Raw genomic sequence first — 13,035 nt, forward strand, 5'->3', positions numbered from 1 at the left:
AAAGACGCGGTCACTCGGGCTCGATGCGTTGTTTCTCGAGCTCCGGTTCACCGGTAACGGCGCGCAAGAAATTTGTCCCGCCGCGCTCCTGTGTTCTTTTCAGATCGGCGCCCCATTGGTCGTGTCCGGCACTTACTCGAAAAGCTTCTTTTCAAGCTGAGCGACAAGTTGTGCTCTTACCTTCGCGCTCAGCTTATCGAGATTGATTTGTTTCCATTTCACGGCGGGAAGGTCAGCGGCACCGGAAACACCGAGGAGGTTCCAGTCAGGCTCTCCGCGCTTGAATCCGAGCAGAAACTCCCGATGCTCCTTGGGCATCTTGCCCGATACCTCGGCAATCAGATCCTCGCGCGCCTCAAGAAGCTCTTCGAGCGTAACCGGCTTTTCGGTCATCCCCTCGAAACCCTGCTCGAACTCTTTGCGAATATCCCTGCGACGCGGGACAACAACCTCGGAGATCGGGCGGTCGTGGCTGATCAGGTATACGATAAAGGCCTGCCGCAGATCGTCGCTGATGCCCTCGTTTGCAAGTAGATCGCGCGCATCGAACAGGTCTCGTGGATGCTGCCGGTCCAGCGCGGCAACGATTTTTCCAGCGTAGAGATCGGAGAACGAGACAACCTGGGTCTCGGCGAAACCAAACTCCTCTTCCACTTTCGGTGAGACCGACCGCAGCTCCGGATGAAATACACACCCCCTAAGGACCGGAGTAACCTCAATCTTGATCTGCGCGTCACCTCCTTGAACGGTCAGCTTGGTGACGATGCCTTCGGCTCGGTTCACAACTTCATTGACGTGTCCTTTCGCCCAGTCCATCACGTATCGCGGCTGCCATCCGTTTCATGGCGGCATCAATCGCGGCCAATGACTCGGGCCGAGGGTCCACGGGCAAATACGTCAGGTCGATATCGACCGAAAGGCGAGGCATATCTCGTACGAAGAGATTGATGGCCGTACCGCCTTTGAGGGCGAAATCCTTCTCCTCCGCCACAAACGGCAGAGTTTCGATCAGCAGCGCGACCTGGTGCTGAAATCGCTCAGACAGGGGCACTCAGGTCCTCCGGCACGGTGATCATGTATTTCGGATCGAGCTTCCCGCCCTTCACCAGCATGCGCTTGCCTTTCCCCAAGTCGACCTGGCTACGGTCTATTTGCTTGAGCCACGCATGATTGTGACGTTCGGCGAACCAGAAGAACAGGCGTTTGACTTTGACGCTCTTGCAGTCTTCCAGCAGCTTTTGCAGTCGCCGGGGACTGAGGTTACGCAAGCCCTCGACCAGCATGTCGACCTGATGAAAGCTCTCGTTGTTCGGCAACTCGCCGAGCAGTTCGAGCAGCGCCCGTTCGGGTGACGAAACGGTCAATGGCCACTCGGCTTGGCCCCAGACCTGCTTGAATGGTCCCGCCTGAAGTTCATCGGCGGAAACGCCAGTGTTGTCCTGAACATTCCAGGCATAGTTCCTCAGTCCTTTGGTAACGGGGTCGGACTTGAAGAGCACCTGGCTTTTCCGGAAGGTAAATCGCTCTTTGAGCGGCAGCTTGAATAACCAGCCGGGCGGAGCATCATGACCGTAAAGGTAAACGACGGCTGGTCCCGTAGCCCGCAGATAGTGCGAGAATCCTTGCAGTTCGAGCGCGGTCCGTCCTCCAACTATAAGGGGGCGCTGAAGCAGGGTCTGGAGCGATATGACGACCTTCTGCCAAGTCAGGGTGCCGAGTGGGCGCTTGAAGGTTCCGCGGGACGGCTGAACAAGCCAGCCTGACGCGACGTATTGGCTACGCAAGCCCGTCGAGTATCCATGCTTCGTCATCCATGCGGAATCGACAAGGAGGCCCTCAGGAAGGGTTCGTTCGAGACGGTTTAATTTACCGCTGAAACGCTCAGTCATGCTTAGCAAACTATTAGATCTTCAAACCCAACACAAGTTTAAAAATGTCGCTTTTTGCTAAACTAAACTTAGCAAATTGCGTCATTTTCAAACCAAGCTTAGGCGGGCCGCTCAGTCCCTTGCCAAGACTAGCAGATGTAACATGCACGAAATCCGCCCTTGGAGCGGATTTCGTGCATGATTTTCCAGCCTCAGCTTCTGACGCGACCAAGAGACAACGCGGCAAGCCATCTCCAGCTGTGGATCGGCCATGAGCCGTCAGTCTCATCCTCGACTGTGAGGTGAAATCCTAAGGATTGCAATTCCCATTGCGCGCCTCCTCCTAGTACCTCGTCACAGAGGTTTTGACGGGTTGGATTTGAGTTTGCAAGACGGGTAGTTCGTCAGGAGGAACGAGCACCTCGATGCTGCGCGGCACGCCCGCTTGGCGGCGAATGAAGCCTGCGCGTTCGAGGGTCAGGATCATTTGGTGGACCGAAGGCGGGGTCACGCCAAAGTGGCGTTGCATCTCCCATTCGGCGGGCGGGCGGCGATGCACGCGCGTATAGGCGTCGATAAACGCCAGATACTGGCCCTGCTTGGGCGTAAAGGTTTTTGCGGTTCGACTCACGTCGGCCATCCGATTCAGCTGTTCATCCGTGCCTCGATTAAGGAGGCACGGATGAATGTACGCTATCGGGTCGAACTCAGCCAAACCGAGCGGGGAGAGCTGACGGAACTTCTGAGCGGCGGCAAGCATGCGGCGCGTAAGCTCAAGCGCGCGCAGATTCTGCTGGCGGCCGATGCCGGCGCCAGCGACGAGGCGATTGCGAGAAGCGTCGGCGTGGGCGGCTCCACCCTGTACCGGACCAAGCGCCGTTTCGTGCTCGGCAACCTGGAAGCCGCGCTCAGCGAAGAGCCGCGTCCGGGGGCGAGCCGCAAACTGTCCGGCAAAGAGGAAGCGCTGCTGGTCGCAACCGCCTGCGCGAGCCCGCCCGCAAGGCGCGCGCGTTGGACACTGGAGCTGTTGGCCGGTGAACTGGTCCGGCTCACCGAGCACGCCAGCCTCTCTCGGGAAACCGTGCGCCGGCGCCTGGCCGAAAACGACTTGAAGCCCTGGCGCAGGGACATGTGGTGCATTCCGCAGGTCGATGCGGATTACGTCGCCCGCATGGAGGACGTGCTCGATCTCTATGCCGAAGCGCCTGATCCGAAGCGGCCGGTGGTCTGCTCACATGGGGATTGAGTGTGTCAAGGTGGTTGGTCAGCTCTTTGTTCGATTGCAGGCCAGCTCTTCGTCCCGACCTTGGAGCTTTTGGAGATGGCGCGCGCAGATCAAGTCAAGGCCGGCCCGTAGGGCCGCCGCGCAGCGGCTTGACCTTGACTTGATCGAGCACGCCATCAGGCTGATGTGGTCGAGTGTAGGCTGGCCAGATAACTCCTTTTTCGATGGCGATCCAAGGTCGAGCCGGTTTTTGGCAATCTGGTTTACTTGCCAGATCAAACTCACATTCGGTCGTCGCGCGAGGCAACTGCACCAACATTCCGCTTGCGGCGGGCAGGCTCGAGAGGACGAGACCATTCTTCGATGCGGCTTTTTGAGGCCATGCAGACCATCGGTAAGCGCGCATTTTACTGCACAGGCTGCGCGCAGGTGGCCGCGGCGTGGTGTGACGCCGGGCCGCGGCGGGATCATCGGAACGGCTTGGTTGACCTGAGCGTTCGAACGTCAGCCGTTGTTCGCAGCTGGCAGGTGTTTTTGAGCGGTGCAGTTGAACGGCAACAGATCTTCGATATCGGCGTCGGGCGCACGCTGAGGCAATTCAGTGAGCGCGTGACGTAGCCATGCATAGGGATCGACGTCGCATGCCCGGCATGTCAGCACCAAACTGTAGATCACGGCGCTTGCCTTGGCGCCGGCAACGGTGTCGCTGAACAGCCAACTTTTTCTTCCGGTGCAAAACGGCCTGATGTCGCGCTCCAGAACATTGTTGTCGATCGGGGCAAGACCGTCACTGGTGTAGCGGGTCAGATAGTCCCATTGGTTGCGCGCATAGGCGATCGCCTTGCCGGTCAAGCTTTCGGGCAGGACCTTCGGCGCCTGGTCGTCGAGCCACGTCTTGAAGGCGGCCAATACCGGCAGGCTATGCTGCTGGCGCAGCCGCAAGGTGTATGCGGCGCGCGTTTCGCCGTCGGGCGGCGTCAGGCGCGCCACCCTCTCGACCTCATACAACGCCTCGAAGAACTTGAGCGCTTGCAATGGCGGACCGCCGGGCGTCTTCCTGGCCTTGAGCGCATCGGTAAATTTCCTGCGCGCATGCGCCATACAGCCGAGATGGGTCGCGCCTGTCAGTGTGCGCCAGGCGTCATAGCCATCGCTCATCAACAAGCCGCGATGGCCGGCCAGGAACGCCTGCGGATACTCCTGACCGCGACCGGGCTGGTAATCGAACAGCACGACCGGCTGCGCGCAGTCCTGGCCGCTGCGGTAGGCCCACATGAAGGATTTGGCCTGCGCGTCCCGGCCTTCCTCTTTCAGAACCTGGACCCAGGTTTCGTCACCGTGGACCAGGGGCTGTGCCCTGAGCTTTTGCTGTAGCGCGTCATAGACCCGATGCAGATGCAACTCGCTCGCCCGGATCACCCAGCTGCCCAGCGTCCCGCGGCCGATGCTGACGTCGGCGCGCCCCAGCGCGTCCGCCACACGGTACAGCGGCGTGCCGTCGACGTATTTGTTGGCGAGCACCAGCGCCAGCGTCGATGGCGTGGCGACGCTACCCGGCAGCGGCTGCGCCGGCATCGGCGCGGTCACAATCGGGGTGTTCAGCGCGGTGCGCTCGCAGTGACGGCAGGCATATTTGAACCGCACATGTTGCAGCACCGACGCCTTCACCTCGACGTGCAACTGCTCGGTGACGGTCTCGCCCATCCGATGCATCCGATTTTGGCAGCACGGACAGTTCTTTTGATCCTCACCCAGATCATATTCGACGCGTTGGCGCGGCAGATCGTCAGGCAGCGGCTTGCGGCCGCGTGTCTTCGGCGCCGGCTTTGGAGCCTCCGGCAATCCCGTGTCCGGCACGGCGACCGCCTCGACATCGCCGTCGTCCCGGCTTTCAGCGGCGGCCTGCTCGGCTTCGTTGAAGATGCGCTCCTTGAGCTTTTCGCTCTTCGGCGCGTAGCGGTGCAAGCGCTCCAGGCGCAACTGCTCCTCAAGATGCAGGACGCGTTGCGCGAGTTTCTCGTTCTCCGCCTTCAGCGCCGCGATCTCGGCCGCGTGCGCCGCGATCAGGGCTTCCAGCTCGTGCGTCGTGGGCTTGCGACTCATCGTAGTCTTGAATCGAAGTCATGCCGCCGCGTCAACCGGGTTCCATGTAGTTGGCGGCGTCATCCGATCGCGCCGATGACGCCGCGCGCATCGAACACTGTCAGCCCACGCTCTGATATTGCCGCACCGGATGGCGCCGCACCGCCGCGATGTCGATGCCGTCAAGCAGCCAGTGCAGCTCCTCCGTCGTCAGCGTCAGCACCGCCTCCTGGCTTCGGGGCCAGTGGAATCGGTCCGCCTCCAGCCGCTTCAGCAGCATCCAAAATCCCGACCGATCATAAATCAGCAGCTTGACCCGGTCGCGACGGCGATTGCAGAACGCGAACACGGCGCGCTGGAACGGATCCAGCCCCATCGACTGCTCGACCACGATCGCCAGGCTGTTGATCCCCGCCCGGAAGTCAATCGGCGCGCGGTGAAGGTAGACTCGAAGATCAGACGCCAGCCGGAACATCGCAACGCCCCAGCGCTTCAATCACCGCCGACAACAACTGCGCGTCGCCGCCTTCCAGCGAAAGCGTCACGCCGTTGGGCATCGATGCCGTCAGCCGCCCAGCAGAGGATCGCTCCGTAGCGCAAAGGGCGATAGCGCCGGCAGATCGGGTTGGCGACCGCGACGGCGCGCTCACCGGAATAAACGCCGGCGCAATCGCCGCCCGCGCCTCCGGCTGGCCATTCCCGTTCTGAAGTTGTCGCTTGGCAACCCACTTCCGCAGCAGGTTCGCGTTCACGCCGTGTTGCAACGCCAGCCCCGCCAGCGACACGCCAGGCTGCAGACAGGCCTCGACCAGCCGCTGTTTGCTCGCTGGATCATAGCGACGCCGGCCATTCCGCAACATGCCGAGCGTCTCAAGCTTAAAAGGTTCTTCTGCAGTGATCATCGATGGTGTCCACCTTGTTCATGGTGGACACCTCATCCCATCCGGGTTCTCAATTGCACAGGTGCGTAGAAAAAAGCGCTTACGACCATCGGTTCGTCCACCCGGATCGGCCGAGGCTGATCGAACCTCGGCAGATTGGTTTTGAGTTTGCGGGGGAGAGTGCTTGTGTTAGGCGACAGACTTCATCACGGCTCCCTCAATCACGACGCCAGCGGTTACGTACTTCCACAGAGCTACGAGCAGCTTGCGGGCCAGCGCCACGATCGCACGCTTGCGGCCGCGCTGGCTGTGCGCCTTGAACCACTGCGTCAGAGCCGATTGTTCCTGGTGGCGCACCCACAGCCAGGCGAGCTGGACCATGGTTGTGCGCAGCCGCGGATTGCCGGCCTTCGACACGCCCTGCTCGCGTTCGATACCGCCACTCCGCCATGGCGTGGCCGCAAGACCGGCATAGGCAGCAACCTGACGACGGTTGGCGAAGTGGCGGTAGAAGGCCTCCGACCAGAGAACCCCGGCGAAGTTGGCGCCCATTCCCTTCAAGGCGAGCAGCATTGTGACCGGGGCCGGTGCGCCCTTCTTCTCGCCCGCTGGCTTTCCCGCCTCGACCAGGAGAGCATCCTGCGCGGCCTCCACTGCCTTGATCTGGTCGAGCAACAGTTCGAGCCGATCGAGTTCGCGACTGACCTGCGCTTTGAGATGCGGCAGCAGTGCGCGCCCGTCCCCCGTACGCAGGGCCTCAAGGCGCGCCCGCCGGTCGCGCCGCAACGGCGCGTAATCAGATATCCCTTGCGCGAACAGAAGGCCTTTGATCCGGTTCACATGCTCGATCTGCTCGGCGATCAATGTCCGCCGCTCGCGGCAAATCCGGCGGTGGTCCTCTTCTTCCGGAGAGGGAGCAACGACCATCGCGCACACCCGCGGCTCGCCGCGCTTGTAGGCCAAAAGCGCCCGCAGCAGCGTCTCGCCATCCAGCCTGTCCGTCTTGGCCCGCCTGCGCCGGCGCGGAGTCGCGATCGAGGCCGGATCCACCACGTGGCTCTCGATGCCCTCGTGCTGCAGACTGCGGTGAAGCCAGAACCCATCCAGCCCCGCCTCCTGGATCGTAATGATCGGATAGCTCTCACCCGTTCGGGCCCGCGCCTTGCGCTTTAGCTCCGCGAACAGCTTCAAGAGTTCCGCAATATCGCCGGCCTTGACGCTGTGTTTGGACATCTTCTCGCTCTTGCCGGGCGACAGCGAGGTAACCAGCCAAGCCGAACGGCTCAGTTCCAACGACACAAAAATTGCCCCAAACTGCGTGCGGATAGCGGCCGGTCCGTCGGAATGATAATCGAGCAACATCGTCGTCTCCAGGTTGAATGGATTCAGCAACCAACCTCAGTCTGGCCTCAGACCTGGTCGCTATCCACTCCCCATGGAATCTTCGACGAGAGTCCGATCCAGCTCATCGGCGAGGTGCGTAAGCCGATCCCGGCCAAGCCAGGCCAGCTCGAGCGCTACGACTGCGAGTACAAGCGCAACGGCACCGCCAACCTGTTCGTCTTCCTCGACGTGAACCGCCCCTGGCGCAAGGTCAAGGTCACCGAGCGGCGCGCCGCAGAAGACTTTGCCGCCTGCATGCGCGAGCTCACCGATGTTCATTATCGCAAAGCGGAGCGCATCCGCGTGGTGCTCGACAACCTGTCGACGCACTCGGCCGGCGCGCTCTACCAGACCTTCCCGGCGGAGGAAGCGCGACGGGTATTGCGCCGGCTGGAGTTCCATTATGTCCCCAAGCACGCCAGTTGGCTCAACATGGTGGAGATCGAGATCGGCGTCCTGGCCGGCCAATGCCTCGACCGGCGCATCGATAGCTACACGCGCCTCGTCGCCGAAACCGCCGCCTGGGAGAAGCGCCGCAATGCCGAACGCGCTCGTATCAATTGGATGTTCACAACCGAAAAGGCTCGCGCCAAAATGCGCCGTGCATATCCGAAGCCTGCCGGCAAATCAGACAAGCGGCAAAGAGTCAAAACCTCCGTGCAGAGGTACTAGCATCAAGGATGCTAGAACAGCCGGTTGCCCGTTGCGCTATCATCGGTTGTCTTCAGCGAAGCGCGAGATGAGGTAAGGTCAGTTCACCTTTCCCCTCGGCAACACAGGTATGTAATTTCTGCGCGGCGGCAGTCAAAACCGGCGCGGGTATCGCGGTTTCGCCTGCTAGTCGCATGCCGCAATCAATATCCTTTGCGGCATTGGTGATGGATATTGCCAAAACATCGGGTCGTTCGCCCAACAAGAACGCTGCGAAGTTCTGGAATATTCCGCTGTTGGTCGCGCCGCGACTGACAAGAGAGCGTAAGGTTGCAAGATCAACGCCAAGGCCGTTGGCAAGCTGGCAAGTTTCTGCAGCTACCGCCGCTATGCCCATTGTCATGCTGTTATAAACCAGCTTGAGCTTGTGACCTTGCCCAACAGCGCCGACATGGACAATGTTCTCGCAAAACGCAGCAAGCACGTCGGCAGCGGCATGAAAGGCGTTCTCATGCGACCCAACAATGGCATTGAGGCGCCCTTGCTCTGCATGTTCAGGGCTTCGTGTTACGGGAGCATCTATGAAGTGCAAGCCACGCTTTTGGGCGTGTTCGGCCAGAGCGAGTGTTGAAGCAGGATAAGACGTTGTGCAGTCAACTACCAAGCTTTGTCGGGGTAAATGAGCAAACAATCCATATTGTCCAAGACAGACTGCCTCAACCTCGCGGCTTGAAGGCAAGGACAAGACGACAGCATCTACATGCCGGGCCAACTCAGCAATGGAAGCGTGTTCATGAGCACCCATGCCGATTAAACGGTCCGCGCCGGTACGGCTCTTGTTGGCCTTGATATGCAGTTCGGTGCCATGACGCAAAAGACTGATTCCCATGCCGGTCCCCATGCGTCCTGCTCCGATCAGGCCGATCCTTTGTCCCGCCGCCGTACGCGTTGCGGTTGATGATGGAATTTCAGTCATGCCTCTTTCATAACTCGTTCATGCATCCCGAAAAAAGCCGTGCCTTTGCAAAATGGGCAGCAGCTTATGATGATCATCAATGATGTAGTCTGGCTGCGCCGCCTGCAAACGCCACTCAGAAACAAATCCGCCTGTAACGGATATACTGGTAAGCCCAAGATTGCGTGCAATATCCGTTTCAACCGGCATGTCGCCGATGATGAAGGTTGAGCCGGGGCTCAAATTGTGTGTCTGCATATACACACGAAGCCGTTCGCCTTTGCTCATGCTCTTGTATTGAGTAGCACGGCTTTCAAAGGCCAGAACTTCGCTGATGCAGTCCTCGATTCCAAGCCTTCGCAATTGGGTGCAAAGGGGTTCGACTATATGGTTGCTGAGAATGATGGTTGAACCGGCGTGTTGACGTGCAGTTTCCAAGATGCGGCGTGCGCCTTCGCGCAGATCGGCCTTGCTTGCAAGCGGTTCGTAGGTATCGTGAAAAATAGCGCTGCCATCACGATCCACTGTTTCGACTTCGCCTTCCGACAGTCCGAGATTGCGGTAAAGCACGGAAAGCGGAACATCGCTCTGGTCGCGAAAAGTCTGCATGTCGATGGGAGCACGACCGAAGCGATCCAGAATGGTATTCGTTGTTTGCAGCAACGCATCGGCATCATCGAGCAGAGTGCCGTTCCAGTCGAATACAAGGGTCGGTTTCATGGTGACCTCAGGCAGCGGATAGTTTTGCGAAGGCGAGATCGGCGATCAATCTCTTCAAGTTCTCGTTCGCGCGTCTCTGACCCGCAGGGGTTGGCATCTCGAACGTAAACGGAGATAGATCGATTCCATCATGCCCATGCGGCAGCAATGACACGAGAGCTTGAAAAGGCAGGTAGGTGATAGCTGCAGCGTTGATGGATAGAGCAATTTTGCTCTCGATCACCTTGAGCATCTGCGGCTCGATCTTGTGAAAACATAAACTTCCTGCCGCGCTTCGATTGGCAGGGTTTTCCATACTTTCCAGAACGCCAACTCGTCCATCGTGTCGATACCCATGCCGTAATAATTTGGCGCAACGATAGGCGGCGAACCGATTGCCCAATGCACAGCCTTGGCCCCGGCGGCGAGGAGCATCTCCGTCACTGCCCGGCTTGTATCGCCGCGAATGAGTGCTTCATCGGCCATGATTATGGTTCTGTTCGTGACGTCTCCTGCCACGCGGTACTTTTGCGCGATGAGCGATTTGCGCTCGCCGACGATGCCTATCAGCGTGCGCTGAGAAAATTGCCGTGCGACTATCTCGCGCCGTTGAACGAATGCGTCTTGCCTCTCGGCTAGAGCTGCGAACAACCCATCGGCATACGGTCTTCCTGTGCGCGGCATGGAAGAAACGATAATGGGGGCGGAGCCTATTTCTGCTGTCAACGTCGGCGCAATAATTCTGCCCAGAGTGACGCCTATGTTATGACGGGTGGCACGATGAGAGTGGCCTCGGATCGACGTCTTCGGATTTCCTAGATACAGCGTTTCGTAGGCGCAGAGCTTGGAGTTATGTCGAGCAACGCCTACGAAGCGATCAAGGCAATGTCCCGTTCTTCCGTCCACATACCTGATGTGGCCTGGCAAAACTTCGTCCGTCTTGCCTTGTAGTCCGGAAAAAGCACAATCTTCCGAGGCAAAAAGCAGAAAGCCGTCGTCGGTTTGCATAAATTCCAAAGGCCGCAAACCACTACGATTGCGGAAAGCAATCAGATTTCCAGTGTCATCCAATAGGAGTGCACTGACGGCTCCATCAATACGGGCATCAATGTCATGGAAGGCCTTTTCGTAATTGACCGGCAGAGCATGCTGCCAATAATCTCTCTGACAAATGCGCCCGATAAGCTTGAGCAGAAGCTCTGCATCCGTCTTGCTGACAAGGCTATGGCCTTGGGCGAGTAGTTCCTCCCTAAGTTCATCAGCGTTGGCCAAGGCCCCGTTTAAACCAACGGCCAGATGCCGGCAGCCGTCTTTCTGGTTGTCGAGAGGCTGGACGTCACTGTCACTTTTCTCCCTGGAAGATGGGTTACGGATATGTGCAATCGCGACATGAGGCGTGAAATTCGCATCCTGTTCGTCATAATCAATCGTTGCTAATTCGCGTGGTGGCCGACGCGACTTTGTATATTGAAAGCCTTTTGCATGCATGAACGCGGCAACACCGAACCCCGCCTGTCCGCGATTTTCAAGCTTCGGAACCATGTGCTTGAGCCGATCATAAACCGTCTCCTGTGAACGGCTTGAAGGCAAAAGAAACGCGCCAGCAATACCCGACATGCTATCTCTCTTTTCAACGACAACCGTCGTCATTTGATGCTACGTGTTCAACCCTGTCCGGTTGAAGACATCCATGCCTGGAGGCCGACACAAGGCGGAAGTAATCTGCCAGCTTGGCGCGAGGCACATGGCCTTATTCTTCAAGCAAGGCTCGTACCAAGGTTTTTGTCGGCACAGCTGAATGGCGCGCCAGATCGGCTGCGTGCTTCGAGAAGTACGAGATTGAACAAGTCGGCCCTGATTCGGAACTGCTGGACGAAGGGAGACGCTGTCTTGTCGCGACACGTTGGTCACGCAAATACCACTACAGCTTGGATTCGTGGTTGGCAGAGCGCTTGATGTTTGTCCGCGAGTTGAGCCGATATATCAGCCGCGAGCGATCTCGATGGCCTCGCAGTAGCATTCGACTATCATGAAGCGCTCAGGTGAAGACAGACGTTGCATCGTAGAGTATGTGCTCGCGCGCGGCAACGCGCGTTATGATCAACGGCGCACTACCCGGCGGGTTTGCTGGTAGTTCTCGTTGCTTATTCGATCGGCGTTTCGGCGATTTCTTCCCGCTCGCGAATGGAGATGTAATTATAGAAACTCTGCATCCAGCTCCGCCGGAAGGAGGCCTGGCTTTGGAACAACGCACATTGATCCGCCACTACAACGCGAACGACCAACCAATGGATCCGGCGGTAGCAAAGTAGAACAAGAAAGAGGGACTCGGCGTCCTGGCAGCGTCACCCAGGATCTTCAATGTGAAAGACGCCGCCGACACGGCCAGATCGCGCCGGAGCCTGGCTGCAAAATCTTGCGCTCGTTGTGCCACTTTCTGGGGTTCATCAATGACGCTCTTGCGGAGATCAGCGAGCGCCTTCAGGGTCTCGCGACTCGAAGATTGGACGTGAGCTTCATAGCTAGCTTTGGCGGCCTCAAGCGCTTGGTCCAATGTCGTTGCGAGATATTGTTGAGGACGGTTCGCTCGAGCCAGCTCACCGGAAAAGAGCAGATGGTTTGCCTCGATATCAGTCTCTGAAAGACCCAGTTGGCGGCTTCTGAAGTGGACCCCGAAGATCGGACCGGTTGAATATTTGGATTTTGGGCCGTTCCGTCGCAACCGACGGAGCGGAGAATGACGCAGAGGACGAGACGGAAGATTGACGCGCGCGGAAGGCGAAGATCGCGCTGGAGGCGTTGCGCGAGCATGCGACGGTGGCTGATCTGGCGCAGCGTTATCAGGTTCATCCGAACCAGATTTATGCCTGGAAGAAGCAGCTGCTGGAGCAGGCTGGGCGGGCCGTTGAAAGCGGCAGCCGAAGCCGCGCACCACGAAGCCGACGCCGGGGCACAAGAGTTTCCCTTATCTGCTGCGCGGTCTTGCGATTGAGCGGCCGAATAAGGTCTGGTGCGGACATCACCTGCATCCTGATCGGCCGCGGCTTCCTCTATCTCGGGCGCTGGGCAAGCCGGGCGGTGCGGGAGTGGCGGTGTCGAACACCACGGACGTCTCGTTCTGCCTCGACGGGCTCGAGGAGGCGCTCACCCGCTTCGGCGTCCCGGAGATATTCAACACCGACCAAGGTAGGCAGTTCACCAGCTCGGCCTTCCCCGGCATGCTGGCGGCAGCTGGCGTTCGCATCTCGCTGGACGGCCGGGGCCTTAGTGCAGGGGGGCACAAATTGTGAC

Annotated in this window: 10 protein-coding genes and 5 pseudogenes; 4 read left to right on the forward strand and 11 right to left on the reverse strand. The window is 59.1% G+C overall.

Annotated elements, in window-relative coordinates:
- Positions 1-132: 132 nt before the first annotated feature.
- The 3 genes and pseudogenes from ACVJGD_RS40570 to ACVJGD_RS40580 all read right to left on the reverse strand — a co-directional run bounded on the left by ACVJGD_RS40570 (position 133) and on the right by ACVJGD_RS40580 (position 2,508).
- Positions 133-1,051, reverse strand: a pseudogene (locus ACVJGD_RS40570) (nucleotidyl transferase AbiEii/AbiGii toxin family protein).
- Complete coding sequence (locus ACVJGD_RS40575) at positions 1,038-1,889, reverse strand: type IV toxin-antitoxin system AbiEi family antitoxin domain-containing protein (protein ID WP_456639380.1); 852 nt, start codon at positions 1,887-1,889, stop codon at positions 1,038-1,040. The pseudogene ACVJGD_RS40570 and the gene ACVJGD_RS40575 overlap by 14 nt, the downstream one beginning before the upstream one ends.
- 322 nt (positions 1,890-2,211) lie before the next feature.
- Positions 2,212-2,508 carry a LexA family protein gene (locus ACVJGD_RS40580; RefSeq protein WP_456639381.1) on the reverse strand — a complete coding sequence of 99 codons (297 nt, stop codon included), beginning with the start codon at positions 2,506-2,508 and terminating at the stop codon, positions 2,212-2,214.
- Positions 2,509-2,550: 42 nt separating this feature from the next.
- Here ACVJGD_RS40580 and ACVJGD_RS40585 point away from each other — a divergent pair.
- Positions 2,551-3,099 (forward strand): annotated as a pseudogene (locus ACVJGD_RS40585) (IS630 family transposase); the annotation flags it as partial.
- 498 nt (positions 3,100-3,597) lie between these two features.
- Here the strand turns inward: ACVJGD_RS40585 and tnpC are convergent.
- The 4 genes from tnpC to ACVJGD_RS40605 form a co-directional block, all read right to left on the reverse strand.
- Positions 3,598-5,196: an IS66 family transposase gene (tnpC, locus tag ACVJGD_RS40590; protein WP_456632543.1), complete on the reverse strand. Its 1,599-nt coding sequence runs from the start codon at positions 5,194-5,196 to the stop codon at positions 3,598-3,600.
- A gap of 100 nt (positions 5,197-5,296) precedes the next feature.
- Positions 5,297-5,650: an IS66 family insertion sequence element accessory protein TnpB gene (gene tnpB, locus ACVJGD_RS40595; protein WP_259192484.1), complete on the reverse strand. Its 354-nt coding sequence runs from the start codon at positions 5,648-5,650 to the stop codon at positions 5,297-5,299.
- Positions 5,631-6,077, reverse strand: coding sequence for an IS66-like element accessory protein TnpA (gene tnpA / locus ACVJGD_RS40600; protein WP_456632542.1), 447 nt, complete (start codon positions 6,075-6,077; stop codon positions 5,631-5,633). The genes tnpB and tnpA overlap by 20 nt, the downstream gene beginning before the upstream one ends.
- A gap of 168 nt (positions 6,078-6,245) precedes the next feature.
- Positions 6,246-7,418 (reverse strand): IS110 family RNA-guided transposase, encoded by a 1,173-nt coding sequence (locus tag ACVJGD_RS40605; protein ID WP_456639382.1) that lies wholly within the window; start codon positions 7,416-7,418, stop codon positions 6,246-6,248.
- Between the two features lie 81 nt (positions 7,419-7,499).
- Between ACVJGD_RS40605 and ACVJGD_RS40610 the strand changes: the two are divergent.
- Positions 7,500-8,111 (forward strand): annotated as a pseudogene (locus tag ACVJGD_RS40610) (IS630 family transposase); the annotation flags it as partial.
- 52 nt (positions 8,112-8,163) lie between these two features.
- Here ACVJGD_RS40610 and ACVJGD_RS40615 read toward each other — a convergent pair.
- The 4 genes from ACVJGD_RS40615 to ACVJGD_RS40630 are packed head-to-tail and all read right to left on the reverse strand — an operon-like array spanning position 8,164 to position 11,394.
- A complete protein-coding gene (locus ACVJGD_RS40615; RefSeq protein WP_456639383.1) occupies positions 8,164-9,066 on the reverse strand; it encodes an NAD(P)-dependent oxidoreductase in 903 nt (300 codons plus the stop codon).
- An 18-nt stretch (positions 9,067-9,084) separates the two neighbouring features.
- Complete coding sequence (locus ACVJGD_RS40620; RefSeq protein WP_456639384.1) at positions 9,085-9,765, reverse strand: HAD family hydrolase; 681 nt, start codon at positions 9,763-9,765, stop codon at positions 9,085-9,087.
- A gap of 7 nt (positions 9,766-9,772) precedes the next feature.
- A complete protein-coding gene (locus tag ACVJGD_RS40625; protein WP_456639385.1) occupies positions 9,773-9,997 on the reverse strand; it encodes a hypothetical protein in 225 nt (74 codons plus the stop codon).
- Positions 9,985-11,394, reverse strand: coding sequence for a hypothetical protein (locus ACVJGD_RS40630; RefSeq protein ID WP_456639386.1), 1,410 nt, complete (start codon positions 11,392-11,394; stop codon positions 9,985-9,987). Before ACVJGD_RS40630 ends, ACVJGD_RS40625 begins: the two co-directional genes overlap by 13 nt.
- A gap of 1,134 nt (positions 11,395-12,528) precedes the next feature.
- Here ACVJGD_RS40630 and ACVJGD_RS40635 point away from each other — a divergent pair.
- Together ACVJGD_RS40635 and ACVJGD_RS40640 are read left to right on the forward strand one after the other, a co-directional pair.
- Positions 12,529-12,642, forward strand: a pseudogene (locus ACVJGD_RS40635) (transposase); the annotation flags it as partial.
- A gap of 23 nt (positions 12,643-12,665) precedes the next feature.
- Positions 12,666-13,007 (forward strand): annotated as a pseudogene (locus ACVJGD_RS40640) (DDE-type integrase/transposase/recombinase); the annotation flags it as partial.
- Positions 13,008-13,035: the final 28 nt, after the last annotated feature.

Source organism: Bradyrhizobium sp. USDA 10063 (assembly GCF_054063735.1).

Excerpts from the sequence above, each read along its gene's own strand:
- ACVJGD_RS40575 (WP_456639380.1), bottom strand. The coding sequence starts at position 1,889 with ATGACTGAGCGTTTCAGCGGTAAATTAAACCGTCTCGAACGAACCCTT.
- ACVJGD_RS40580 (WP_456639381.1), bottom strand. The coding sequence starts at position 2,508 with ATGGCCGACGTGAGTCGAACCGCAAAAACCTTTACGCCCAAGCAGGGC.
- tnpC (WP_456632543.1), bottom strand. The coding sequence starts at position 5,196 with ATGAGTCGCAAGCCCACGACGCACGAGCTGGAAGCCCTGATCGCGGCG.
- tnpB (WP_259192484.1), bottom strand. The coding sequence starts at position 5,650 with ATGTTCCGGCTGGCGTCTGATCTTCGAGTCTACCTTCACCGCGCGCCG.
- tnpA (WP_456632542.1), bottom strand. The coding sequence starts at position 6,077 with ATGATCACTGCAGAAGAACCTTTTAAGCTTGAGACGCTCGGCATGTTG.
- ACVJGD_RS40605 (WP_456639382.1), bottom strand. The coding sequence starts at position 7,418 with ATGTTGCTCGATTATCATTCCGACGGACCGGCCGCTATCCGCACGCAG.
- ACVJGD_RS40615 (WP_456639383.1), bottom strand. The coding sequence starts at position 9,066 with ATGACTGAAATTCCATCATCAACCGCAACGCGTACGGCGGCGGGACAA.
- ACVJGD_RS40620 (WP_456639384.1), bottom strand. The coding sequence starts at position 9,765 with ATGAAACCGACCCTTGTATTCGACTGGAACGGCACTCTGCTCGATGAT.
- ACVJGD_RS40625 (WP_456639385.1), bottom strand. The coding sequence starts at position 9,997 with ATGCTCAAGGTGATCGAGAGCAAAATTGCTCTATCCATCAACGCTGCA.
- ACVJGD_RS40630 (WP_456639386.1), bottom strand. The coding sequence starts at position 11,394 with ATGACGACGGTTGTCGTTGAAAAGAGAGATAGCATGTCGGGTATTGCT.